At 71.0% G+C, this 21,666-nt stretch carries 24 protein-coding genes; 9 read left to right on the forward strand and 15 right to left on the reverse strand.

All coding sequences use genetic code 11. The features are described 5' to 3' along the window. Positions 1-63: 63 nt before the first annotated feature. Genes QSJ40_RS07260 through QSJ40_RS07280 form a run of 5 tightly spaced genes read right to left on the reverse strand, consistent with a single transcriptional unit; the run spans position 64 to position 4,120 of the window. The gene (locus tag QSJ40_RS07260; protein ID WP_006213167.1) at positions 64-405 is read right to left on the reverse strand and encodes a muconolactone Delta-isomerase; all 342 of its coding nucleotides are present in this window, start codon (positions 403-405) and stop codon (positions 64-66) included. Further along, positions 402-1,073, reverse strand: a complete 672-nt coding sequence (locus QSJ40_RS07265; RefSeq protein WP_285729830.1) for a CbiQ family ECF transporter T component — start codon at positions 1,071-1,073, stop codon at positions 402-404. Before QSJ40_RS07265 ends, QSJ40_RS07260 begins: the two co-directional genes overlap by 4 nt. Further along, complete coding sequence (locus QSJ40_RS07270; RefSeq protein ID WP_285729832.1) at positions 1,070-1,828, reverse strand: energy-coupling factor ABC transporter ATP-binding protein; 759 nt, start codon at positions 1,826-1,828, stop codon at positions 1,070-1,072. Before QSJ40_RS07270 ends, QSJ40_RS07265 begins: the two co-directional genes overlap by 4 nt. Next, a complete protein-coding gene (locus QSJ40_RS07275; protein WP_285729834.1) occupies positions 1,825-2,487 on the reverse strand; it encodes a biotin transporter BioY in 663 nt (220 codons plus the stop codon). The genes QSJ40_RS07270 and QSJ40_RS07275 overlap by 4 nt, the downstream gene beginning before the upstream one ends. Positions 2,488-2,515: 28 nt before the next feature. Continuing rightward, positions 2,516-4,120: an AI-2E family transporter gene (locus QSJ40_RS07280; RefSeq protein ID WP_285729836.1), complete on the reverse strand. Its 1,605-nt coding sequence runs from the start codon at positions 4,118-4,120 to the stop codon at positions 2,516-2,518. A gap of 234 nt (positions 4,121-4,354) precedes the next feature. Between QSJ40_RS07280 and QSJ40_RS07285 the strand changes: the two genes are divergently transcribed. Then, positions 4,355-5,953, forward strand: a complete 1,599-nt coding sequence (locus QSJ40_RS07285) for an ABC-F family ATP-binding cassette domain-containing protein (RefSeq protein WP_024290436.1) — start codon at positions 4,355-4,357, stop codon at positions 5,951-5,953. Between the two features lie 58 nt (positions 5,954-6,011). Here QSJ40_RS07285 and QSJ40_RS07290 read toward each other — a convergent pair whose 3' ends face one another. The 3 genes from QSJ40_RS07290 to QSJ40_RS07300 are packed head-to-tail and all read right to left on the reverse strand — an operon-like array spanning position 6,012 to position 7,863. Beyond that, the gene (locus tag QSJ40_RS07290; RefSeq protein WP_206390188.1) at positions 6,012-6,986 is read right to left on the reverse strand and encodes an SURF1 family cytochrome oxidase biogenesis protein; all 975 of its coding nucleotides are present in this window, start codon (positions 6,984-6,986) and stop codon (positions 6,012-6,014) included. Next, positions 6,983-7,258 (reverse strand): hypothetical protein, encoded by a 276-nt coding sequence (locus QSJ40_RS07295; RefSeq protein ID WP_024290434.1) that lies wholly within the window; start codon positions 7,256-7,258, stop codon positions 6,983-6,985. The genes QSJ40_RS07290 and QSJ40_RS07295 overlap by 4 nt, the downstream gene beginning before the upstream one ends. A 56-nt stretch (positions 7,259-7,314) precedes the next feature. After that, positions 7,315-7,863, reverse strand: a complete 549-nt coding sequence (locus tag QSJ40_RS07300) for a DUF3099 domain-containing protein (protein WP_285729841.1) — start codon at positions 7,861-7,863, stop codon at positions 7,315-7,317. 247 nt (positions 7,864-8,110) lie between these two features. Between QSJ40_RS07300 and fabG the strand changes: the two genes are divergently transcribed. Beyond that, positions 8,111-8,845, forward strand: coding sequence for a beta-ketoacyl-ACP reductase (gene fabG / locus QSJ40_RS07305; protein ID WP_058870877.1), 735 nt, complete (start codon positions 8,111-8,113; stop codon positions 8,843-8,845). Between the two features lie 90 nt (positions 8,846-8,935). Beyond that, complete coding sequence (locus tag QSJ40_RS07310; protein WP_006213156.1) at positions 8,936-9,691, forward strand: SDR family oxidoreductase; 756 nt, start codon at positions 8,936-8,938, stop codon at positions 9,689-9,691. Positions 9,692-9,768: 77 nt separating this feature from the next. Here the strand turns inward: QSJ40_RS07310 and serB are convergent, their stop codons facing one another. Next, positions 9,769-10,704: a phosphoserine phosphatase SerB gene (serB, locus tag QSJ40_RS07315; protein ID WP_285729844.1), complete on the reverse strand. Its 936-nt coding sequence runs from the start codon at positions 10,702-10,704 to the stop codon at positions 9,769-9,771. A 96-nt stretch (positions 10,705-10,800) separates the two neighbouring features. Between serB and QSJ40_RS07320 the strand changes: the two genes are divergently transcribed. The 3 genes from QSJ40_RS07320 to QSJ40_RS07330 are packed head-to-tail and all read left to right on the forward strand — an operon-like array spanning position 10,801 to position 13,326. Then, a complete protein-coding gene (locus QSJ40_RS07320; protein ID WP_024290429.1) occupies positions 10,801-11,586 on the forward strand; it encodes an ABC transporter ATP-binding protein in 786 nt (261 codons plus the stop codon). Positions 11,587-11,599: 13 nt separating this feature from the next. After that, entirely contained in the window at positions 11,600-12,466 is an 867-nt protein-coding gene (locus tag QSJ40_RS07325) for a sulfite exporter TauE/SafE family protein (protein WP_251714958.1), read from the forward strand. A 50-nt stretch (positions 12,467-12,516) separates the two neighbouring features. Then, a complete protein-coding gene (locus QSJ40_RS07330; protein WP_259870332.1) occupies positions 12,517-13,326 on the forward strand; it encodes a TrmH family RNA methyltransferase in 810 nt (269 codons plus the stop codon). A gap of 62 nt (positions 13,327-13,388) precedes the next feature. Here the strand turns inward: QSJ40_RS07330 and QSJ40_RS07335 are convergent, their stop codons facing one another. The 3 genes from QSJ40_RS07335 to QSJ40_RS07345 form a co-directional block, all read right to left on the reverse strand. Beyond that, complete coding sequence (locus QSJ40_RS07335; RefSeq protein ID WP_285729848.1) at positions 13,389-13,757, reverse strand: Rossmann-fold NAD(P)-binding domain-containing protein; 369 nt, start codon at positions 13,755-13,757, stop codon at positions 13,389-13,391. Then, positions 13,754-14,179, reverse strand: a complete 426-nt coding sequence (locus QSJ40_RS07340) for a dihydrofolate reductase family protein (RefSeq protein ID WP_235444471.1) — start codon at positions 14,177-14,179, stop codon at positions 13,754-13,756. The genes QSJ40_RS07335 and QSJ40_RS07340 overlap by 4 nt, the downstream gene beginning before the upstream one ends. A 110-nt stretch (positions 14,180-14,289) precedes the next feature. Continuing rightward, positions 14,290-15,261: a helix-turn-helix transcriptional regulator gene (locus tag QSJ40_RS07345; RefSeq protein ID WP_285729852.1), complete on the reverse strand. Its 972-nt coding sequence runs from the start codon at positions 15,259-15,261 to the stop codon at positions 14,290-14,292. A 107-nt stretch (positions 15,262-15,368) separates the two neighbouring features. Between QSJ40_RS07345 and QSJ40_RS07350 the strand changes: the two genes are divergently transcribed. From QSJ40_RS07350 to dnaE, 3 genes are all read left to right on the forward strand, one after another. Then, positions 15,369-15,917: a mycothiol transferase gene (locus QSJ40_RS07350; RefSeq protein ID WP_053448256.1), complete on the forward strand. Its 549-nt coding sequence runs from the start codon at positions 15,369-15,371 to the stop codon at positions 15,915-15,917. A 145-nt stretch (positions 15,918-16,062) separates the two neighbouring features. Continuing rightward, positions 16,063-16,479, forward strand: coding sequence for a hypothetical protein (locus QSJ40_RS07355; protein WP_006215694.1), 417 nt, complete (start codon positions 16,063-16,065; stop codon positions 16,477-16,479). 65 nt (positions 16,480-16,544) lie between these two features. Further along, positions 16,545-20,243 carry a DNA polymerase III subunit alpha gene (dnaE, locus tag QSJ40_RS07360; RefSeq protein ID WP_285729856.1) on the forward strand — a complete coding sequence of 1,233 codons (3,699 nt, stop codon included), beginning with the start codon at positions 16,545-16,547 and terminating at the stop codon, positions 20,241-20,243. A 63-nt stretch (positions 20,244-20,306) separates the two neighbouring features. Here the strand turns inward: dnaE and QSJ40_RS07365 are convergent, their stop codons facing one another. The 3 genes from QSJ40_RS07365 to QSJ40_RS07375 all read right to left on the reverse strand — a co-directional run bounded on the left by QSJ40_RS07365 (position 20,307) and on the right by QSJ40_RS07375 (position 21,661). Next, positions 20,307-20,858: a gluconokinase gene (locus QSJ40_RS07365; protein WP_051990511.1), complete on the reverse strand. Its 552-nt coding sequence runs from the start codon at positions 20,856-20,858 to the stop codon at positions 20,307-20,309. Positions 20,859-20,993: 135 nt separating this feature from the next. After that, the gene (locus QSJ40_RS07370; protein WP_206390196.1) at positions 20,994-21,227 is read right to left on the reverse strand and encodes a hypothetical protein; all 234 of its coding nucleotides are present in this window, start codon (positions 21,225-21,227) and stop codon (positions 20,994-20,996) included. Then, entirely contained in the window at positions 21,209-21,661 is a 453-nt protein-coding gene (locus tag QSJ40_RS07375; protein WP_251714953.1) for an MFS transporter, read from the reverse strand. Before QSJ40_RS07375 ends, QSJ40_RS07370 begins: the two co-directional genes overlap by 19 nt. Positions 21,662-21,666 lie beyond the last annotated feature (5 nt).

Genomic DNA, 21,666 nt, shown 5'->3' on the forward strand with positions numbered 1-21,666 from the left:
GTCGTCGTGTGTGCGGGCCCCATCGGGGCTGCGCGGGCCCGACGGCCCCGCGTCAGCGCTCGATCAGCGGATCGAGTTCGGGTGCTGGCACAGGGGAGTGGTCTCGATCGTCATGTACGGGTACATGGGGAAGCCCGAGAGGATCTCGTGCAGTCGCTGGTTGGACTCGACCTCGAAGATCGACACGTTGGCGTACTGCCCGACCACGCGGTAGATGGCCTCCAACTCACCGGCCTCCTGCAGCCCCTGGGAGTACTCCTTCTCCTGGGCCTGCTTCTGGGCCACCTCCTCGGCGGACATGGACTCGGGGAACTGGATCTGCATGCGGCAGAGGAACTTCACGATCGACTCTCCTGATCTCGGGTGCTGGTTCACGGCCACTCTAACGACCGTGGGACGGGTCACGGCCGAGGCGAGTCCAGTCCGCGGGCAGCCAGTGCCTCGCCGGTGCGCTGCCCGTGGGCCACGGCGGAGATCACCAGGGGAGCGGCGAGCCCGACGGGGCCGAGCCGGGTACCGCGCGCGGCGGCGGCATCGCGGAGGTCGTCGAGCACGCCGGTCAGGAACGGGATCGAGCGCAGCATGATCTGGATCGCCAGCCCGATCCGTTCCGGATCCGCCCCCATCAGCCACAGCGGGGACAGCAGCCGCACGAGCCCGTCGAGCAGCTCGGGCAGGGGCGTGGTCTCCAGCAGGACCCGGGTGGCCAGCAGCGCGGTCACGACCGTGAGCAGCACCTCGGCGGCCATGGCGGGATCGCGGCGCAGCAGCAGGTGATAGGCCGCCAGCAGACCCAGGATCCACGAGGCGGGACGGAGACTGTGCCACCAGGCGCGCGGACCTATGCGTGCGGCGGCTGCCGCGAGCAGGACCAGCAGCAGGCACCCGGCGGGCACCGCCCAGGAGGTCTCGGGCGCCTCGATGCCGAGCCGTCGCAGCAGCCATGGGAAGGGCAGCATCAGCAGCACCGAGATCACCGCCACGCCGGAGGCCTTGAGCGCCAGCGGGGCGCGGTGGACCGGGGTGTCGGCCGGGCGGTGGAAGCCGAAGAGCTCGCGGCGCGAACGGCTCACGGAGCGGTCCCGGGGCCCGGCGGAGCGGTGGGGAAGCCCTCGCGGCAGCAGCGCCGGTAGCGGTCGATGACCTCCTCGGCGGGGCCGTCTTCCAGCAGGAGGCCGTCGTGGATGAGCAGCGCCCGCTGGGCCGTGGCCGCCAGCTCCAAGTCGTGCGTGGAGATGATCTGCTGCTGGGGCAGGGCGTCGAGGCGCTCGAGCAGGGCATCGCGATGGCGCAGGTCCAGCAGCGTGGTGGGCTCATCGAGGGCCAGCACAGCGGGCTGCACGGCCAGCACGGCCGTCAGGGCCACGAGCTGGCGCTCACCGCCGGAGAGATCGTGGATCGACTGGTGGCGCTGCCGGGACAGTCCCGCCTCCTCGAGCAGGCGCCCCGCGATCTCGGCCCGCCGCCCGGGGGGCTCGCCCGCGACCCGCAGGGAGAGCTCGACGTCCTCCTGCGCGGTGGGCATCAGCAGCTGGGCGGAAGGGTCCGAGAACAGGAACCCGACGGCGCGACGGGCCGCGCGGACGTCGTGCACCGCGTCCGTCCCGTGGACGCGGGCCGAACCCGAGGAGACTTCGGCCAGGCCGTTGAGCACGCGCAGCAGCGTGGACTTGCCGGAGCCGTTGAGCCCGATCACCGCGATCCGGTGCTCGTGCAGCTCGACGCTCAGCGGCCCGAGCAGGCGAACGGGCTCGCTGCTGCTCGGAGGGCCGGGGACCTCGACGACGATCTCGCGCAGCTCGATTCCGCGGTGCTGCCCGCCGCTCACGACCGTGCGGCCAGCCGGGGGAAGGCGCGGTGCACCGCAGCGGCGATCAGCGCCGCCAGCACGAGCTTGAGCAGATCGCCGGGCCAGTAAATCAGATCTGCCAGGAAGGCATCGCGCAGGGTGAGTCCGCCGTTGAGCATCATCCCGGGGATGCCGAAGACGCGGGTGATCAGGAACCCGCCGAGCAGCGCAGCGCTGATCAGCCCGAGGAGCACACGGCCTCGTGAGACGCCGCGGCGCAGGACGGCGTAGGCCAAGAACCCTACGCAGGCGGCGGCGATCGGGAACGCGATGATGTAGCCGGCGGAGGGGCCGGCGAGGACCGCCGGTCCGCCGCGGAAGCCGGAGAAGATCGGCAGACCGACGAGGCCCACCACCACATAGAGCGCGACGGCCAGGAAGCCGCGGCGCCCGCCCAGGACCAGTCCGGTGAGGTACACGGCCAGCGTCTGCAGGGTGATCGGCACGGCCAGGGGTCCCACGGGAATGGCCGGCAGGACGGCGCACACGGCCACGAAGGCCGCGAAGACAGCGATCAGGCCGAGATCCGTGCCCGCGCTGCGGCCGGAGGCGGAATGCTTCCGTGCGGCGGCAGGAGCGGTCTGTGCGGAGTCGGCGGAATCCTGAGGACGGGAGGATGCTGACGGTGATGAAGGCATGGCAGAAGGATAGGGGAGAATTCGGATATCAATCGGCAGCAGGATGCCGGTCGTGGAGTGAGTTTGCGGTCTCGCCCTCGTCGGGCCCGCTGCTCGACCGGCCGACCGGGCCTGCGGTCTCGTCCCACGGCGCGGGACGACCGAGATCGCCGATCTGCTCGGAGCGCGGCTCGGCCCGGGGTGTGCCGCCGTCGGGCTGGTGCACAGGCCACTCGGCCACGGGATCCCGCAGCGGCTGGGTCGGCGGATGCGCGGCCGGCAGCAGCTGACCGGTGGCGGCATCGGTCGCGGTCGCGCCACGGGAGGCATGGCGGGCAGGCTGCAGCCGCATGGCCTGATAGCGCCAGCGCTCGGCCAGCGAGGCCCGACGCGCCGCCGACGTCGCCGGGTCCACCGGGTCCGCCCCCAGCACGGGGTCATCTCCCGACTGGTAGCGATCCGACCAGATCTGGATCACCGACCAGGCCACCGCGGTCAGGGGCGTGGCCAGGATGGTGCCCACGATCCCGCCGACCAGCCCGCCGATCGTCAGCGCCGTGAGCACGATCAGCGGGTGCAGGCTCAGGGACTTGCCCACGATCAGGGGCTGGAGGAGGTTGCCGTCGACGTTGTTGACGATGATGGTCAGCGCCGCGACCGCCAGCGCCGAGGGGAGCCCCAGCGTCACCAGCGCCACGATGGCCGCGAAGAAGCCCGAGAAGAACGGGCCCACGATTGGGATGAAGGCGGACAGGAAGCACAGCACCGCCAGCGGCAGCGCCAGCGGGACGCCGATCGCCCACAGTCCGAGACCGATCAGAGTGGCGTCGACGGTGGCCACGATGACGATGCCCCGGACGTATCCGCCCAGGACCTCGGCCGTGCGATCACCTGTCTCGGCCATGCGGGCGCGGACCCCGCCGTGGAACCAGCGCAGCAGGAAGTTCCACATCCGGGGGCCGTCCTTCAGGAAGAAGAACAGCATGACCAGCGAGAGGATCGTGCCCGTGAGGACGCTGCCGGCGGTTCCGAAGCTCGAGAACAGAGTCGAGACGACCGCCTGCGACGAGAGCATGGACCCGGCGGAGGACGTCAGGTCGGAGAGCATCTGGGAGTCGATCGGCACGGAGGGGTCCGTGAGCACGCCCTCGATGTCATCGACCCCCTGGGCGAACTGCTGGGACAGCGTGTCCCATTCGGCCGTGACCGTGGCGGCGACCGCGGCGACGATGCCCGAGACCACCACGATCAGCGCCACGAACACGATCGCGGAACCGGCCCAGCGCGGCAGGCCGCGGCGCACCAGGGCGTTGACCAGCGGCCCAACCGTGGTCGCCAGGATCAGGGCGACGAGCGCCGCGATGACCGCCAGCTGGACGACGATCATCACCCAGACGAGGGCTGCCGCCAGGACGCCGAGGATCAGGATCTGCGCGGCGCGTCCTGCGGCACGGCCCATCGCATCGCGCCAGACGCCGCCGCCGGCATCCAGCTTCTCCGGCGGCTGTGCGGGCCCCGGGGCATCCGAGTGCTGGTGCAGCACGGGCTCCGCCGCGGCGATGTGCGAGCCGCCGGACGACGCCCCTCCGCGCCGGGGCGAGCGATCGGGGTCGCCCGTGGACGCGGTGCCGGCCGGGGTCGGGTCACTGGTCATCGGGTTCGCCTTCGATCGGGATCTCATCTGTCGCCTCCATGGCGGGGGAACAGCCTCCGGTCGAGTCTAGGCCTGCGGGGAGGCGCCCCGACCGGGCGCGGGGGCGCGTCGCCGGTCCGGTCGATCCGGGCAGCGGTGTCCCAGCTGACAGCGCCGGGGAAGGCTCCCGGCTAGACTGCATCGGTTCCGCCGTCCGCCGACGGCGCCCGCCCCCGTCGAAAGGCCGTGCCTGAAGTGATCACCGTGTCGAACCTCGAACTGCGAGCCGGAGCCCGGCTGCTGATGGACGACGTGGACTTCCGGGTGCAGAAGGGCGACAAGGTCGGCCTGGTCGGGCGCAACGGCGCCGGCAAGACGACCATGACCCGCGTGCTGGCCGGCGAGGGCATCCCGGCCGGAGGCACCGTGACCCGCAGCGGCACGATCGGCTACCTCCCGCAGGATCCCAAGGTCGAGGACATGGAGCAGCTGGCCCGCGACCGGATCTTCTCTGCGCGCGGCCTTGCTGAGGTCATCGCCCGCATGCGCACGGCCGAGGAGGAGATGGCCTCCGAGGACGAGACCGTGCGGGACCGGGCCATGAAGCGCTACCCCCGCCTGGAGACCGAGTTCCAGGCCGGCGGCGGCTACGCGGCCGAGTCCGAGGCCGCCACGATCACCGCGAACCTGGACCTTCCGGACCGTGTGCTCAACCAGCCGCTGCGCACGCTCTCGGGCGGTCAGCGCCGACGCGTGGAGCTGGCCCGCATCCTGTTCTCGGATGCCGACACGATGCTGCTCGACGAGCCCACCAACCACCTCGACGCCGATTCGGTGGCCTGGCTGCGCGAGTTCCTGCGCAGCTACTCCGGCGGCGTCCTGGTGATCTCCCACGACGTCGAGCTCATGGAGATGGTGGTCAACAAGGTCCTCTACCTCGACGCCAACCGGGCGGTCGTGGATGTCTACAACATGGACTGGAAGCGCTACAAGGCCCAGCGCGAGCAGGACGAGCACCGCCGCAAGCGGGAGTACGCCAACGCGGAGAAGAAGGCCACGGCACTGAAGGCCCAGGGCGAGAAGATGCGCGCCAAGGCGACCAAGGCCGTGGCGGCGCAGCAGATGCTCAAGCGCGCCGAGCGGCTGATGGCCTCCGTGGAGGGCGAGCGCGTCCAGGACAAGGTCGCCGCGATCCGCTTCCCGGCACCGGCGCCCTGCGGCAAGACCCCTCTGCGGGCCTCCGGGCTGTCCAAGTCCTACGGCTCGCTCGAGATCTTCAACGACGTCGACCTGGCCATCGACCGCGGCTCGCGCGTGGTGATCCTGGGCCTCAACGGCGCGGGCAAGACCACGCTGCTGCGCATGCTGGCCGGCGTGGCCGAGCCGGACTTCGGGCAGGTCGAGCCCGGCCACGGCCTGAAGCTCGGCTATTTCGCCCAGGAGCACGACACCCTGGATCAGGACCGCACGGTCCTGCAGAACATGAAGACGGCGGCCCCGGAGCTCACCGACACCCAGGCCCGCACCGTGCTCGGCTCGTTCCTGTTCCAGGGCGATGACGTCGACAAGCCCGCCGGCGTGCTGTCGGGCGGTGAGAAGACCCGGCTGGCCCTGGCCACTCTGGTGGCCTCCTCGGCCAACGTGCTGCTGCTCGATGAGCCCACCAACAACCTGGATCCGGCCTCTCGCGAGGAGATCCTGGCCGCGCTGCGCCGCTACGAGGGTGCCGTGGTCCTCGTCTCCCACGACGAGGGAGCTGTGGAGGCGCTGAACCCTGAGCGTGTGGTCATGCTGCCCGACGGCATCGAGGACCACTGGTCGCAGGAGTACCAGGACCTCATTTCGCTGGCCTGAGCCTCGCGGTCCCGGCTCCAGGGCACTGCGGGAGCCGGGCAGCCGCTGCGAGCGAGCCTCAGCGAACGTCCAGGGCGGCATCCTCCTCGGCGGCGTCCTGCACCCCGAAGCGCTTGCGGCGCTTGGGCCGGGTCAGATCGCGCAGATGCGCCGGCATGTCGTCGACCATCTCGAGCTGGCGCATGAGGTCCTCCTCGGTGCGTCCGTCGCCGATGCCGATGAAGCGGCCCTCGGCGTCGTAGTACTGGGCCAGCTCGGTCTCGATCCGGGCGGCGTAGTCGCGGTCCCAGGCGTCGTTGCGCACCTTCTGGCGCGCCGAGTAGCCGTACGCCACGAAGGCCAGCACCGCGAAGGCCGACCACTGCATCGAGTACGACAGCTGCGGCCCGTAGTCCAGGTCCGGCTCGGCGAATCCGGCCGGCCGCGTCTGCGCGGCAGGGTCCTCCGCCATCATCTGCCCGTAGGCCTGGTCCACGAGATCCGCGCCGGAGACCTCCTCCACGTCCGGCAGGTGGATCGAGGCGACCTGGCCCTCGGGAGCGGTGCGCTCGGGCGTGCCCTCCGAGGGCTGCACGCGGGCGGTGACCTCGACCTGGCCGGCGGGTGCCTCTGGGACCTCGGAGGGGCTGCCGTCGCCGGTCTCGGACGTGGGGATCCAGCCGCGGCTGATCAGCACGACGGCACCCTGCTGCGTGCGCAGCGGCACCAGGACCTCGTAGCCGATCTGCCCCTCGGAGGTCCGGTTGCGAGCCAGGACGGTGTCCTCCGTGAGGTACTCCCCGCGCAGCTGCACCGGGTGCCACTGCTGGGAGCCGTCGTAGTCCTCGAAGGCGGACAGGGCCTCCTGGCCGGTGAGGGGATCGGCGTCGTAGTTGTCGATGATCAGCTGGTTGCTGTGATCGATCTGCTCGGCGCGGTCGTACTGCCAGTTGCCCAGGTACAGGCACAGGGCCGCGCCCAGGCAGCAGACGATGAACCAGCCGATCCAGCGCCCGGAGAGCAGGAACGAGTAGGTCTGCAGGAACCGCCTCATGCCTGCGCCTCTGACAGCGGTCGGATCTCGAGCAGGAAGCCGCGGGCCTCCAGGAACTCGCCGAGGTGCTGCCGGTGCTCCTGGCAGGCCACCCAGCGCTTGCGCCGCTGAGGGGCGTGGACGCGCGGATTGTTCCACTCGAGCACCCACACGGCGGCCTGACGGCAGCCGCGGCGCGAGCACTGAGGGGCCGCGCCGTCCTGATCCGCCGAAGCGGCCTCCCGGGGCTCCCGGGGGCCGTCGGACAGCGAGCCGAGCAGATCGAAGGACATGGGGGAGAGGACTCCTGAGTTCTCTGGTGATGATGTTCGGTGCAGCGCAGACGGTCTCAGCCGCCCCTGCCTCCGGGGCCATTGTCCTGCATCCCGTCACCGGAACGGCCCCGGCCGGATTCGAGCATGCGACCGGTGTCGAGGCTCCACTCGCCGTCGATCGTCTCCTCCTGGGACTCGGACACGGGCTCTGCGGTGAGCTGGACGGGCGAGGGCTCCGGCTCCGGGGCCATGTAGGAGGACGAGCGCTCGGTGCGGTCCGCGCCCACATTGGCCAGCAGCACGGCCGACCAGGGAAGCACGATGATGCCCAGCCCGCACACGATGCGCAGGATCCAGTGGTCCACGAGCACGAAGGCGATCAGGCAGACCACGCGCAGCAGCATCTGGATGCCGTAGACGACCATGCGCCGGCCCATGTCCGCCGAGTGCGCCTCCGGTGTGGAGGTGATCGAGTAGGAGTCCGCGTCCTTCCCCCGACGCTTCCCGCCCGATCCTGAGGACGAGGAGGCTCGGGGCTCGACAGCGCGGGAGCGGGCGCGCGCTCGCTCGGCCGTGGCCTGCATGGCGGCGAGGTCGGAGGGGTTGAGGTATCGGGGCGTCATGTCCTCAGCTCCTTCCGCCGCGTTCAGACGGCGCAGCAGGAACCCGGTGCGCCGCGGCCGTCGGATCAGCCGCCCGACGGCATCCCACCATTGTGCACCCGCGCGCTGACAGCCTCGGGCCGGGCGGCTGACTGCTGATCGGCACAAGCCGGAACGGGGAATCTCTGAGATGCTCCACCACGGAACGGCGGACGTCGGCCGGTAATGTGTCGCTGGACTTCTTCCGCTTCGAAAGGCTCGACACCACATGACAGCTCAGACGCAGGACGCGCAGACTCCGCGAGTGGTCCTGGTGACCGGCGGCAACCGAGGCATCGGCCGCAGCATCGCGGAGGCCTTCCGTGCCCAGGGCGATCAGGTCGTCGTGACCTACCGCTCGGGCGAGGCTCCGGAGGGCGTCGACGCCGTGCGCTGCGACGTCTCCGACACCGAGTCCGTGGACGCGGCCTTCACCGAGATCGAGAAGACCTGGGGCCCCGTGGACGTCGTGGTCGCCAACGCGGGGATCACCCAGGACACCCTGCTCATGCGCATGAGCGAGGACGACTTCACCTCCGTGGTGAACACCAATCTCACCGGGGCCTTCCGGGTCTCCAAGCGCGCGACCCGCGGCTTCCTCAAGAAGAAGGCCGGGCGCATCGTGTTCATCTCCTCGATCGTCGGCTACACGGGCGGTCCGGGGCAGGTCAACTACGCGTCCTCCAAGGCCGGGCTCCAGGGCATGGCCCGCTCCATCACCCGCGAGCTCGGCGGCCGCGGCATCACCGCCAACGTCGTGGCCCCGGGCTACATCCGCACCGACATGACGGCGGAGCTTCCCGAGGACGTCTCGGCCGGCTACGCCGAGCGCATCCCTGCCAACCGCTTCGGCGAGCCCGAGGAGGTCGCGGAGGTCGTGCGCTGGCTGGCCACCTCCTCCGGGGCCGCCTACATCAACGGAGCCGTGATCCCGGTCGACGGCGGCTTCGGCATGGGCGTCTGAGGCCTCCGCCTTCCCGGACGCACCCGACACAGCATCTGAGGCCCTCGAGCGGTCGCAGACATCCAGCAGCAGCGAGCACAGGAGAGCACCATGGACTCAGTGGCAGGCAAGACTGTCGTCATCACCGGATCCTCGCGCGGCGTCGGCGCCGACACCGCCAAGATCCTCGCCGGGCAGGGCGCGAACGTCGTCGTGAACTACCGGCAGAAGGCTCCGCGCGCCAATAAGGTCGTACAGCAGATCGAGGAGGCCGGCGGCAAGGCCGTGGCCGTGGGCGCCGATCTCACCGATGATCAGGGCATCAGCCCGCTGCTGCAGGCCGCGCAGGACAGCTTCGGGTCCGTCGACGTCGTGATCCTCAACGCCTCGGGCGGCATGGAGTCGGACCTCGGCGAGGACTACGCCATGCGCCTGAACCGCGACGCCCAGGTCCGCGCTCTGGAGACCGCGGCCGAGGCGCTGCCCCAGGGCGGCCGCGTGGTGTTCGTGACCAGCCACCAGGCGCACTTCATCCGCGAGGTCGAGACCATGCCCGAGTACGAGCAGGTGGCGCTGTCCAAGCGCGCCGGCGAGGATGCGCTCACCGAGCGGATCCCCATGCTCTCCGAGAAGGGCATCGACTTCGTCGTGGTCTCCGCGGACATGATCGAGGGCACCGTCACCGCCACGCTGCTCAACCGCGCTCGCCCCGGCGCGCTGGATCAGCGCCGCGAGTCGGCAGGCCGCCTCTACACGGTCCAGGAGTTCGCGCAGGAGATCGCCGCCATGGTCACCGCCGACGTCCCCACCGGACACGTGGAGCTCGTGGGCGGAGCCGAGGACTTCCTGGCCCAGTCGCAGGGCTGATCCAGCACCTTCGACATACGACGACGGCGGCGCCGAGCTCAGTGAGCTCGGCGCCGCCGTTGTCGTGCAGGGGGACCTCAGAGATCGGCGAAGAAGCGCACCGCATCCAGGTTGGGGATGTTGATCTGGGCGTCGGCGACCTCGCGCAGCACGGGCTTGGCGTTGAACGCGATGCCCACCGCGGCGGCCTCCAGCAGCTGGATGTCGTTCGCGCCGTCGCCCACGGCGATGGTCTGATCGGCAGCGACTCCGTCCGACTCGGCCCAGGCGCGCAGCATCGAGGCCTTCACCGAGGCGTCCACGATGGGGCCCAGGATGCGTCCGGTCAGACGACCGTCCACGACCTCCAGCTCATTGGCCAGGTAGTGGTCGATCTCGTGCTTGGCCATCAGCGGCTCGAGCACCTGGCGGAAGCCGCCGGAGACGACGCCCACGGTCCACTCGGCGCAGTGGAAGGTCTCGACCAGCACGGCAGCGCCCACCGTGGGACGCAGCTCCTGGGCGACCTCGCCGATCACGGAGTCCGGCAGGCCCTCCAGCAGAGCGACGCGCTCGCGCAGCGACGCGGCGAAGTCGAGCTCCCCGCGCATGGTGCGCTCGGTGATATCAGCGACGTGGTCCTGGACTCCGGCCTTGGCTGCCAGCAGGTCGATGACCTCCTGCTGGATGAAGGTGGAGTCCATGTCCATGACGAGCAGCTTGCGGCGCTCGGGATCCAGGATCGAGGTGGGGACGACGCTGACGTCGACGTCGTCCCACAGGGACGAGAGGGGATCAGGCCGCACGATCCGGCGAGCCTCGTCCAGGGCCAGGCCCGTGAACTTCGCGTAGGCGGCGTTGTAGCCGTTGAGGTCTCCATCCGCCGAGCCGCCGCCGGAGGCGCTGGGCGTGACGCGGACGCGGCCGTGGGACTCGATGTCGCCCCCGGCCTCCTCGATGGTCTCCATGATCTGCCCGACGGTCTCCGGATGCGGTGTCCGTGCCAGGGCGATCAGGGCGAGTTGCTCGGTCATGGCGGCGAGTCTAGCGGCAGTGGGCTTGTCATCCGGCATCGTCCGGCTCTGCAGGTCGTCACGGACGGGAGCCCGTCGGAGGATAGAGTGGCCGTCATGAGCGCAGCCCTGTCGATGACCGATGTCGATCTCGTCCGCAGCGGGAAGAACCTGCTGGATCAGGTGAGCTGGTCCGTGCAGGACAGCGAGCGCTGGGTGGTCCTGGGGCCCAACGGCGCCGGCAAGTCCACTCTGCTCTCCCTGGCCTCGGCACGTCAGCACCCCACCCGCGGCACCGTCGAGATCCTCGACGAGACCCTGGGCCGGGTGGACGTGTTCGAGCTGCGTCCGCGGATTGGCCTGACCTCTTCGCACCTGGCGGATCAGATCCCGGGCGGGGAGACCGTCGCCGACGTCGTCCTCACGGCCGCCTACGGCGTGGCCGGGCGGTGGCGCGAGCGCTACGACGAGGCCGACACGCAGCGCGCCGCGCAGCTGCTGTCGGACTGGAACCTGCAGGGGCTGGCCGATCGGAAGTTCGGCTCGCTGTCCTCCGGGGAGAAGAAGCGGGTGCTGATCGCCCGCGCCCTGATGACCGATCCCGAGATCCTGCTGCTCGACGAGCCCGCCTCCGGGCTGGACGTGGCCGGGCGCGAGGACCTGGTGACCCGCCTGGACGAGCTGGCCGCTTCCGAGCTGGCCCCTGCCGTGGTGATGGTGACCCATCACCTCGAGGAGGTGCCCCCGAACTTCACGCACGCCCTGCTGCTCAGCGAGGGCCGCGTGGTCGCCGCTGGACCGGTGGGCGAGGTCATGACGCAGTCCAACCTCTCGGAGACCTTCGGCATGCCGCTGAAGCTCGTGCGCGTGGGCGATCGCTTCGCCGCGTTCCGCCGCGACTGATCCGGTCCTCTTGATGGAGTGGATGTCCGGGCTGCTCGAGTCGTTCGAGTTCACCTGGTGGCAGGCGGGGCTGATCCTCGTGGCCGGGGTGTGGGCCGGTCTGATCAACACGATCGTGGGCTCCGGCACTCTGGTGACCTTCCCCGTGCTGGTCACCATGGGCGTGCCGCCGGTGACAGCGACCATGTCGAATGCCATGGGGCTGATCGCCGGGAACCTCACCGGTGCGTGGAACTACCGCGCCGAGCTGCGCGGCCTGCGCGGGACCCTGCTGAAGCTGCTGCCGTGCTCCATCGTCGGCGGCGCGATAGGCGCCGGGCTGCTCATGGTGCTGCCCGAGGAGGTCTTCTCCTATGTGGCGCCGGCGCTGATCGTCGTCGCTCTGTTCTTCGTGGTCTTCCAGCCCCGACTGCAGGGGATCGTGCGGCAGCGGAAGGAGGCTCAGGCTCAGGAGATCGCTGACGCCGCCCGGGCCCACGGCGACGAGCCGGCACAGCTGGATCCGAACTCCCTGCCGCAGCCGTCGATCCTCTACGTGCTGGTCTTCATCGCGGGCATCTACGGCGGCTACTTCGTGGCCGCGCAGGGCGTGCTGCTGCTGGGGATCCTGGGCGTGTTCCTGCTGGCGTCCATGCAGTCGGCCAACGCCGTGAAGATCTTCCTGGTGGCCGCGGTGAACATCGTGGCCGCCGTGTCCTACATCCTCTTCTCCTTCGAGCGCATCGACTGGTGGGTCGTGGTGCTGATCGCGATCTCGTCGTCGGTCGGCTCGTGGCTGGGCGCCAAGGTGGGCCGCCGGCTCTCTCCGGTGGCTCTGCGCACGGTGATCGTCATCCTGGGGCTGGCCGCCCTGGCCAACATGGTGAGGCAGGTGCTGTGAGCCAGCAGATCCCCCCGTCCTTCGACGAGCTCGGCGCGCGGTTCCCGCAGCTGACGGTCCTGAGAGATCCGGCCGATCCGCGGGTGGCCGACTACACCTCGCTGACGGATGTTTCGCTGCGGCGCAAGCTCGAGCCCGAGCGCGGGATGTACCTGGCGGAGTCCTCCAAGGTGCTGCGCCGGGCGCTTGCGGCGGGGCATCAGCCGCGGTCGTTCTTCATGTCCCGCAAGTGGGTGCTCGATCTGGCCGATGTGCTCGACGCCCACCCCGAGGTCCCTCTTTATGTGGGGGAGGACGAGGTGCTCGAGGGCGTCACCGGGTTCCACCTGCACCGCGGGGCGCTGGCGGCCATGCAGCGCCCGGAGCCGCTGCCGCTGGCCTCGGTGCTGGCCTCGTCGCAGCGCGTGGCGATCGTGGAGGACGTGGTCGATCACACCAACCTGGGGGCGATCTTCCGCTCGGCGGCAGCCCTGCAGGTCGATGCCGTGCTGGTGACCCCGCGCTGCGCCGATCCGCTCTACCGCCGGGCGATCCGGGTGTCCATGGGCACCGTCTTCCAGGTGCCGTGGGTGCGCTTGGAGCACTGGACGGCGGATCTGCAGCAGGTCAAGGACGCAGGCTTCCTCACCGCCGCCATGGCGCTGGAGGACGACTCCCTGGCTCTCGACGACCTCGGCACGCGCGTGCGGGAGTCAGGGGAGAAGCTGGCACTGCTGCTGGGCACGGAGGGCCACGGGCTCACCGCGCCGGCCATCCACCACGCCGATCTCACGGTGCGGATCCCCATGTCCCACGGGGTGGACTCGCTGAACGTTGCGGCGGCCTCGGCGGTGGCCTTCTGGGAGACGCGGCCGGCCTGAGCCGCCTCCGGTCGGCACTGCGGCATCCTGACCGGCCGCCGTCTCCGCGGACCGGCGACGCTTCAGCCTTGGCGCAGCTCCGTTCCCGTGTGCTCGGCGAGTGCTGCGATCAGCTCGTCCTGGAAGGCCTCGTCGTGCACTGCCGGGTGGGTCTGCTCGACGCGTCCGTGATGCCAGTACTCGCCGGAGCTCAGCGCCTCGGGGTCCCGGCTCGTGACCAGCCAGGCCTGGGTGACATGTGCCAGATCGAGGTCCTCGGCGGCGTCGGGGCCGCCCATGCGAGTGGGCACCCAGCCGGGATCGACGGCATTTGCGTGCACGTCCGGGCGCAGCCGCGCCACCGCGGCCATCAGCGCGGTGAGCAGGTAGGGCGCCACCACGTTGACCGGCAGCAGGGCGGGCCCGGCGATCACCCCGGCGTTGTGGATCACCGCGTCCAGCGGGCCGATCCGCTGGGGTGGCGCGGCCCACGCCGGTGGTCGATCCGGTGATCAGGATGCGGGTCATGACTGCTGCTGGGCGACCGGGCTCGACGCCCTTCAGCGCGAAGCCGATCGGCAGGGGACTCGAGTGCTCGCCGCTGGCCTCGAACAGGGAGGCCGTGTCGGTCTCGCCGTCGGCCAGCGGCATGCATCACGATGCTGACCTCATCGCACAGCCCGTCGCGGGCCATGGACCAGTTCAGGGTCCCGCCGCCGCCCAGGATCAGCTCGTCCACGCCGAAGACCTCTCCGATCCGGCGCACCGCGATCTCCATGTCCAGCGTCTCCTCGCCGGCGATGAGATAGGAGGCCCCGACGGAGCGCAGGTGCGCCTTGAAGGCGTCGCTGGCGCTGTTCGGGATCAGCTCCACGATGTGGGCGTCGAAGTAGCTGAACGAGCCGCGGTCCCCCGTGTAGAACCGGTCCTTGCGCCAGATCGATGGAAGGTCCTGGGAAGACCCCCTTCATCCCGTGCTGAGACTCATCCGGTCGAGTCCGCGACACTGCGCCCCAGGCGGTCGGACAGACGCCTCATGGCCTGGTGAACCTCCTCATCGCCCAGCACGGTGAAGTCCTGCCGCAGCGTGCTCAGCCACCTCGCCGCGTCGTCGGGATCCTCGGCGCCGGTGCGGAACTCGGTCTCGGACTCCCCGACGGGCTGCAGGTGCCCTGCCAGGCGGGGCATGGTCTCCGCGACCTCGTCGAGCGATGCGTGGATCAGCACGACGACCTGATGCCGCCAGGCGGTGGGCGGCGTGGGCTCGTCGAGACGCGCCAGCACTTCATTCAGGCCGGGACGCGGCGTGCAGTGCCGCAGGAGGATCTCCGGCTCGCTCAGCCGGTCGAAGCGGAAGGTGCGCCAGTCCTCCCGTGCGGGGTCGTAGGCCACCAGCATCCATCTCCCTCGCACCGGCACCAGTCGGTGCGGCTCCACGCGCCTGTCCGTGCGCCGACCATGGCGGTCCGTGTAGGCGAAGCCGAGCATGAGCCGCTGCTGGATGGCATCCATGCAGTGCAGCAGTGACTTCGGGTCGACGGCAGCGGCATCGACGGTGCGGTGGGGGATCCCTGCCTCGGAGGCTTCGCTGAGCCCCCGCAGTCGGCGCCTCACCCGAGGAGGCACGATCTCCTGGAGAAGGTGCAGCGCCTGCAGAGCTGCATCCGCATGTGCTCCTCCGGCTGCGGCGGCGTCGGTCAGGGCGAGCGCGACGGCCACGGCCTGGTCCAGGTCGAGCGCCAGCGGAGGCAGCAGGCCGCCTTGACCCAGGTGGTATCCGCCGTAGAGGCCGCCGCCGGAGTTCACGGTGTAGCCCAGCTCGCGCAGCCGGGCGATGTCGCGGCGCACCGTCCGGGGAGTCACCCCGAGCTCGGCGGCGAGCTCGTCCACCTGCCAGGAGCGGCGCACCTGCAGAAGCCTGAGCAGGGAGAGGGCTCGGGAGGTGGGATCGGTCACCTGCTCATCATCGCTCATCCCGAGGACAGGATCTGTCCTCGGTGTGAGCAACAGTGTGCTCAGCGCCCGGATCCGCCGGGCCATGAGCTCTCTTGGAGGACACCACCATGGGATTCCTGACCCCGAACGCCGTCGGCGAGCACGACGTCCTGCGCACCTACGCGCTGCAGCAGCTCGCCCAGATGCGCACCACCGTCCATGGCCTGAGCGATGAGCAGGCCCATGCCGCACCCACCGCCTCGGTCCTGAACCTCACCGGCCTGCTGCTGCACACCTCGGCCGTGGGGGTGTACTGGTCCGCGCTCGCGGCTGCGGCGCCCGGGGCGCCCGTCCTTCCGGAGGATCTGTCGGAGGACCCGTCCTTGGACTCGCTCATCGCAGACGCCCGGCCCTTGAGCGAGGTCCTGGAGCAGTTCGACCGTCACGTAGCCCTCACCGCGCAGAACCTCGACGAGGCCGCCGACCTGGATGCGCTCGTGCCCGTCCCGCCCTCGCCCTGGATCCCCGAGGACGTCACGCACTGGGAGGTGCGGTGGTGCCTGGCTCACATCGCGGCCGAGGTCGCCCGTCATGCGGGGCACGCGGACCTTCTCCGGGAGACGCTGGACGGGAGGGGCTCCTTCGAGCTCAATGATGCGGCCGACGGGGAGGCCTGAGGCGCGAGCACCCCATCCTCGCCATGGGAACTGGTGTTCCCATGAGCGTCATATTCGTCTTGTGCTGTCGTACACCTCTTCTAGTTTCGAAGCATCGATCGGACGACGATCGGGACAGGCGGGACGCGGGAGAGCGGAGGACATCATGGGGCTGCTGACGCAGGGCGTGGAGGTCGAGTGCGGGAGGTCGGGGGCCCCTGTGCGGGTGCTCTGGGAGGGGCGGGTGCACAGCGTCGCGGAGGAGCCGGTGCGCTGGCATCGGCGTCGCTCGTGGTGGGTGGATGGGCATCGCGCCCCGCGGGACACCGAGGTGGTCGATCAGGAGATGTGGCGCGTGCAGGTGCGGCTGAGCCCGCGCGCGGCACTGATCACCCTGGAGCTCGTGCACACCATGGAGACCGGGCGCTGGCGCCTGCTGCGGGCCACCACGGAGACCGGAGGCGGGGTGATCGATCTGCCTCTGCGGCGCCGCGAGGCCCTCGCCCAGTGCTCGGCGGCCGCAGAGCCCTCCGGGCTCGACCGCAGGATCGGCGAGCTGCGGGCCCTCGACTCCGCCTCGTGAGCCCGACGCCCTCGAGCCACCTGCGGTGAGTTGACTCTGATTCGAACATAGTTTCGAATACGGGGGTGACCTTCACCCATCTGCATGTGCGCACGGCCTTCAGCGCGCACTACGGCGTCGCCCGCCCGGAGGCTCTCGTGGCCGCCGCCGCGGCCGACGGAGCCGACGCCCTGGGGTGCACGGATCGCGACGGCCTCTACGGGGCGGTCAAGCATCTGGGTGCCTGCCGGGCTGCGGGCATCGACCCCATCCTGGGCGTCGATCTGCGGGTGGGCGATCCGGACGGCGAGCGCTTCCACCGCGTGGTGGTGCTCGCTGCCGGAGCCGGGGCCGGAGCAGCGCCGGGGGAGGGCTACGCCGCGCTGTGCCGGCTGATCTCGGACGCGCACCGGGTGGAGGGGGCGGAGCAGACCTGCGGGGCCGCGGCTGGTGAGCGCGGTGACGGTGCAGCCGGTGACCGTGCGGCTGGGGCGAGCGCACGGGGATGCTCCGGCGGAGGCGCCCGGACAGGCGCTGCGCGGCTGCGCTCGCGGCTCGGGTCGGGGCCGAGCGCCTCGTTCCTGCCCGGGATCACCCGGCAGCAGCTGCGTCGGCGGGCGGTCCCGGGGGCCTTGGGGGACCCCGTGACCGGCTCCTCAGGTGGCGGCCTCTCGTCCACGAAGCACAGCGCAGAGTCAGGAGCAGCAGGCACGGCCGCTGAGGCGAGGGCAGGAGCCCCCGTCCGGCTGGTCGTGCTGCTGGGCCCGGATTCGGATGTGGGCAGGCTGCTGGCGGCCCGTCGCTATCGCAGCGCTCGGCAGGCCCTGGCTCGCTGGAAGCAGCTGCTGCCCCCACAAGCGCTGGCCCTGGAGGTCGTGCACCACCTGGCGGAGCCCGGCGCCTCGGGGAGCGCGGGCCACGCCGCCCGGACCCTGCGGATGGGCGTCGAGTCCGGAGTGCGCTGCGTGCTCTCCAATGCCGTGCGCTATCTCGATCCGCAGGACGCGGCCACCGCCGACGTCCTGGACGCCGCCCGCACCCTGACCCCGCTGGCCCAGCTGGCAACGGGGGAGACCGACAGCGAATCCCTGCAGCCCAACGGCCAGGCCTGGCTCAAGCCCGCCGCGCAGATGGAGGACCTGGCCCGCGACACAGCCCGCAGCGCCGATCTGGGCGCAGCAGGGGTGAAGGCGCTGCTGGGCGGCACCGCCGAGGTCGCCGACCTCACCCGCCTGGACGCCGCCGACGACTGCGGCTGGGGCAGACCGGTCGTGCCGGAGGCCTCGGTGCTGGGCCTGAGCTCCCCGGCACCCCGGGAGCTGCGCCAGCGCTGCCAGGCGGCCGTGGCCCGCTGCTACCCGCAGGCCGCCCCCGGCTCACCAGCCTGGCAGAGGGTGCAGGAGCGCCTGGAGCACGAGCTGGCGATCATCGAGCACCTGGGCTTCGCGACCTACTTCCTCACCGTCGCCGAGGTCTCGGACATGATCGGGCAGATGGGGGTGCGTCGGGCCGCCCGCGGCTCGGGCGTCTCCTCGCTGGTCAACCACCTGCTGGGCGTCTCCCAGCCGGATCCGCTGGAGCACGGGCTGATCTTCGAGCGCTTCCTCTCCCGGGACCGCTCGACCCTTCCGGACATCGACATCGACGTCGAGTCCGCCCGGCGCCACGAGGTCTACGACCGCATCTTCGACCGCTTCGGGCCTGAGCGGGTCTCGCTGATGAGCATGCAGAACGCCTACCGCGCTCGCGGTGCGGTCCGCGACGCCGGCCTGGCCCTGGGCATGGAGCCGGGGCAGGTGGACGCGATCGCCAAGCAGCTGTGGCGCTTCTCGGCCTCGTCGTTCCGGGAGGCCCTCGAGGAGAAGCCCGAGCTCGCCGAGTTTGCCCAGCAGGTCGCCCAGGACCGGCAGCTCGATCTGCTGGTCGATGTCGCCGAGCGGCTGGACCGGCTGCCCCGGCACATCTCCATGCACCCGTGCGGGGTGATCCTCTCCGATCAGTCCCTGCTGGGTCGCACCCCCGTGCAGGCCTCCGGGCTGGGGCTGCCCATGAGCCAGTTCGACAAGCACGACATGGACCCCATGGGCATGCTCAAGCTCGACGTCCTGGGGGTGCGCATGCAGTCCACGCTGACCTACGCGCTCAACGAGATCCAGCGCCTCGAGCTGATCCGCGCCCGTCGTCGCGATGAGGAGGATGAGGCCGCCGTCGTCCCGCCGCGCATCGATCTGGAGGCGGTGCCGCGGGACGACCCGGCGACCTTCGAGCTGATCCGCTCCACGCACACCCTGGGCTGCTTCCAGATCGAGTCGCCGGGCCAGCGGGAGCTGATCGGCAAGATGGCCCCGGAGAGCTTCGACGACCTGATCGTGGACATCTCCCTGTTCCGCCCCGGGCCCATGCAGTCGAACATGGTGCGGCCGTACCTGGATCAGCGCCACGGCTTCGCCACGGTGCCCTCGATCGACCCGCGCCTGGACCCGATCCTGGCCGAGACCCACGGCGTGACCGTCTTCCATGAGCAGATCCTGCGCATCCTCGACACCGTGACTGGCTGCGGTCTGGCCCGGGCCGACGAGCTGCGCCGCAAGCTCGGCGGCCCCGAGGAGCCGGCCGTGGAGCGCTTCGTGCGCGAGTCCGCCCGCGCGCAGGGGGACTGGAAGCCCGCGGTGCTCGATCAGGTCTGGGAGATCCTCTCGGCCTTCGGCTCGTTCGGCTTCTGCAAGGCCCACGGCGCGGCCTTTGCCGTGCCCACCTACGAATCCGCGTGGCTGAAGGCCCACCACCCGGAGGCCTTCCTGGCCGGGGTGTGGGAGCACGACCCCGGCATGTACCCCAAGCGCCTGCTCGTGGGGGAGGCCCGACGCATGGGCATCCCCGTGCTGCCCGTGGACGTGAACCGCTCCGATGACCACCACCGCGTGGAGGAGCTGGCCCCGGAGGAGGGCCTGGACGCTCAGGGACGCCGCCGGCTGGGCATCCGGCTGTCCCTGCGCGAGCTCAGCGGCGTCTCGGAGGCCGAGATCGCGCGCCTGGTCGCCGGGCAGCCCTATGCCTCGCTCGGGGACCTGCGCGCCAGGGCCCGGCCGACCCGGCGCTCGCTCGAGCGCCTGGCCTCGGTGGGCGCGCTGGACGGGCTGCTCGAGAGCTCCGGCAGCACGGCCAACCGCGCGGACCTGGTCCAGGCCATGCGCCACCGAGCCGACGCCCGCCCGCCCGCCGTCCGCCGCGAGGTCTCCGGGCAGCTCGAGCTGCCCCTGGGCGATCCGGAGCTGCGGGGCCTGGTGCCGGGCCTGCCGAGCCCCAGCACCGAGCAGACCGTGCGCGCCGAGCTCGACCACATGGCTCTGGACGTCTCCGCCCACCTGGTCGACAGCTACGCCCCGCTGCTGCGCCGACTGGGCGCCACCGCCGCGGGCGATCTGCTGGAGCTGCGCTCGCAGACCGAGGTGCTCGTGGCCGGGGTGCGGGTCTCCACCATGACCCCGCCCATGCGCGGCGGGAACCGCGTGGTGTTCATCAGCCTGGACGACGGCAGCGGGACGGCCGACTGCGCGTTCTTCGATGAGGCGCAGCGATTGTCCGGGCCGGTGCTCTTCGGCACGCGGCTGCTGCTGGTGCGCGGGACCACCCGACGCACCGGCCCGCGGGGGATCAGCATCACCGCGCTGCAGGCCTGGGCCCTGACCCGACCGGACCTGGAGCAGCAGGTGGCTGCCGCTCGGGAGCGCAGCGAGAAGGGAGGCGGCTCGGAGCCGGGCCGTCCGCGTCGCCGCGTCGGCTGACGACGCTCCGAGCTCTGCACCGCACCAGCGGCCGCCGCAGACGTCGCCCGGAGGCGGATCCGCTCAGCCGCGGGGCATCTCGTCGCGGATCGACTGCAGGGCGGGAAGGGCCTCGTCGATCATCTGCTCGACGCTCTGGCCGATGTCCAGGACGTAGCCGGTCTCGTCCTCCGTGAGCGCCTCGAGGGTCTCCATCTGCGAGCTCAGCAGCGCCGGGGGCATGAAGTGCCCGCTGCGCCCCTCGATGCGGGCGGTGAGCACCTCCAGCGAGCCGTGCAGGTGCAGGAAGATCGTGCTGGGGGCTGTGGCGCGGATGCGGTCGCGGTAGACGCGGCGCAGTGCCGAGCACGCCATGACCACGCCCTCACCGGACTCCTCGGCCTCCTGCAGGCGTCGGCCGACGATGTCGAGCCAGGGCCAGCGGTCCTCGTCATCCAGGGGAGTGCCCGCGGCCATCTTCTTGACGTTGTCGATCGGATGCAGATCATCGGCGTCCACGAACGGCACGGTCTTGGCATCGGCCACCAGGGCGCCGATGGTCGTCTTGCCGGATCCGGAGACCCCCATCACGACGACCACAGAGGTGGGCCTGGCAGCTTGCTCGTTGGCGACCATCACAGAAGTTCCTCTCCTCGGTGCTCGGCGGGGGCATCGTCGCCTCCCGCGGCAGACCGCCCGCCAGGCTACGGCCCGGCGGGCGGTTCTCAGCGGACTTTCCCCCGTTTGCACGGGGGCGGCGCCGCAGGCGGCTCAGCGCGAGCCGGAGCCCTGACCGTCCGGGGCGCTCGGCGGGATCCCGTCGTGCTCCGCATGGTCGGCTCCGTCGGCGGACGACGGGGCAGCGGCGGGCGAGGCGCCTGCGACACCGCGAGCGGCCTCCATCTCCTGGCGAGCTGCCGTCGGCAGGATGCCGGTGTCCTTGCGGGTGCGCAGGTCGAGCAGGATCTCCGCGGGGCGCTGATCGGTCAGCGGGTAGGACTGCACCAGGATCGCGGCCAGCAGGAAGAACGCGGCGGGGGCCGCGCCTGCGGCCAGGTTGATGCCCGTGATCGCGGAGTGAGGATGTTGACCAGGGAGTAGAAGACCGACCCCAGCAGGAAGCAGGTGACGACGGCCCAGATCAGCGCGCCGTTCGTGCCGCGCAGGCCGGCCGGCGAGAACGCGAGGACGGCCGAGAGCACCAGCGGCACGCAGAAGACCATGATGTGGGGTCGGAACTTGCTCATGCGGGTGTTCGTGCGGTCGATGACGGACCCGATGAGGATGTCCGTGAAGGCGTCGACGAAGCAGATGGCCGGAAGATCAGCCCGACGGTGAGCTCGACGTCTCCGCCTTGTGCCCCCATGCTCTGAAATCGCGGAGGTGGTCCACCTGCACGTTGCAGGGTGCTGCCCGCAGGGCAGCGAGCGTCGCCTCATGTCAG

The organism is Kocuria sp. NBRC 114282, assembly GCF_030268385.1.
Classification (GTDB): Bacteria; Actinomycetota; Actinomycetes; order Actinomycetales; family Micrococcaceae; genus Kocuria; species Kocuria palustris.

What these genes read in the sequence shown, in the direction of transcription:
- QSJ40_RS07280 (WP_285729836.1), bottom strand. Translation starts at nt 4,120, where the DNA reads ATGACCAGTGACCCGACCCCGGCCGGCACCGCGTCCACGGGCGACCCC.
- QSJ40_RS07365 (WP_051990511.1), bottom strand. Translation starts at nt 20,858, where the DNA reads ATGGTCGCCAACGAGCAAGCTGCCAGGCCCACCTCTGTGGTCGTCGTG.
- QSJ40_RS07295 (WP_024290434.1), bottom strand. Translation starts at nt 7,258, where the DNA reads ATGTCCTTCGATCTGCTCGGCTCGCTGTCCGACGGCCCCCGGGAGCCC.
- fabG (WP_058870877.1), top strand. Translation starts at nt 8,111, where the DNA reads ATGACAGCTCAGACGCAGGACGCGCAGACTCCGCGAGTGGTCCTGGTG.
- QSJ40_RS07320 (WP_024290429.1), top strand. Translation starts at nt 10,801, where the DNA reads ATGAGCGCAGCCCTGTCGATGACCGATGTCGATCTCGTCCGCAGCGGG.
- QSJ40_RS07275 (WP_285729834.1), bottom strand. Translation starts at nt 2,487, where the DNA reads ATGCCTTCATCACCGTCAGCATCCTCCCGTCCTCAGGATTCCGCCGAC.
- QSJ40_RS07300 (WP_285729841.1), bottom strand. Translation starts at nt 7,863, where the DNA reads ATGACGCCCCGATACCTCAACCCCTCCGACCTCGCCGCCATGCAGGCC.
- QSJ40_RS07290 (WP_206390188.1), bottom strand. Translation starts at nt 6,986, where the DNA reads ATGAGGCGGTTCCTGCAGACCTACTCGTTCCTGCTCTCCGGGCGCTGG.
- QSJ40_RS07350 (WP_053448256.1), top strand. Translation starts at nt 15,369, where the DNA reads ATGGGATTCCTGACCCCGAACGCCGTCGGCGAGCACGACGTCCTGCGC.
- QSJ40_RS07375 (WP_251714953.1), bottom strand. Translation starts at nt 21,661, where the DNA reads ATGAGGCGACGCTCGCTGCCCTGCGGGCAGCACCCTGCAACGTGCAGG.
- QSJ40_RS07325 (WP_251714958.1), top strand. Translation starts at nt 11,600, where the DNA reads ATGGAGTGGATGTCCGGGCTGCTCGAGTCGTTCGAGTTCACCTGGTGG.
- serB (WP_285729844.1), bottom strand. Translation starts at nt 10,704, where the DNA reads ATGACCGAGCAACTCGCCCTGATCGCCCTGGCACGGACACCGCATCCG.
- QSJ40_RS07355 (WP_006215694.1), top strand. Translation starts at nt 16,063, where the DNA reads ATGGGGCTGCTGACGCAGGGCGTGGAGGTCGAGTGCGGGAGGTCGGGG.
- QSJ40_RS07310 (WP_006213156.1), top strand. Translation starts at nt 8,936, where the DNA reads ATGGACTCAGTGGCAGGCAAGACTGTCGTCATCACCGGATCCTCGCGC.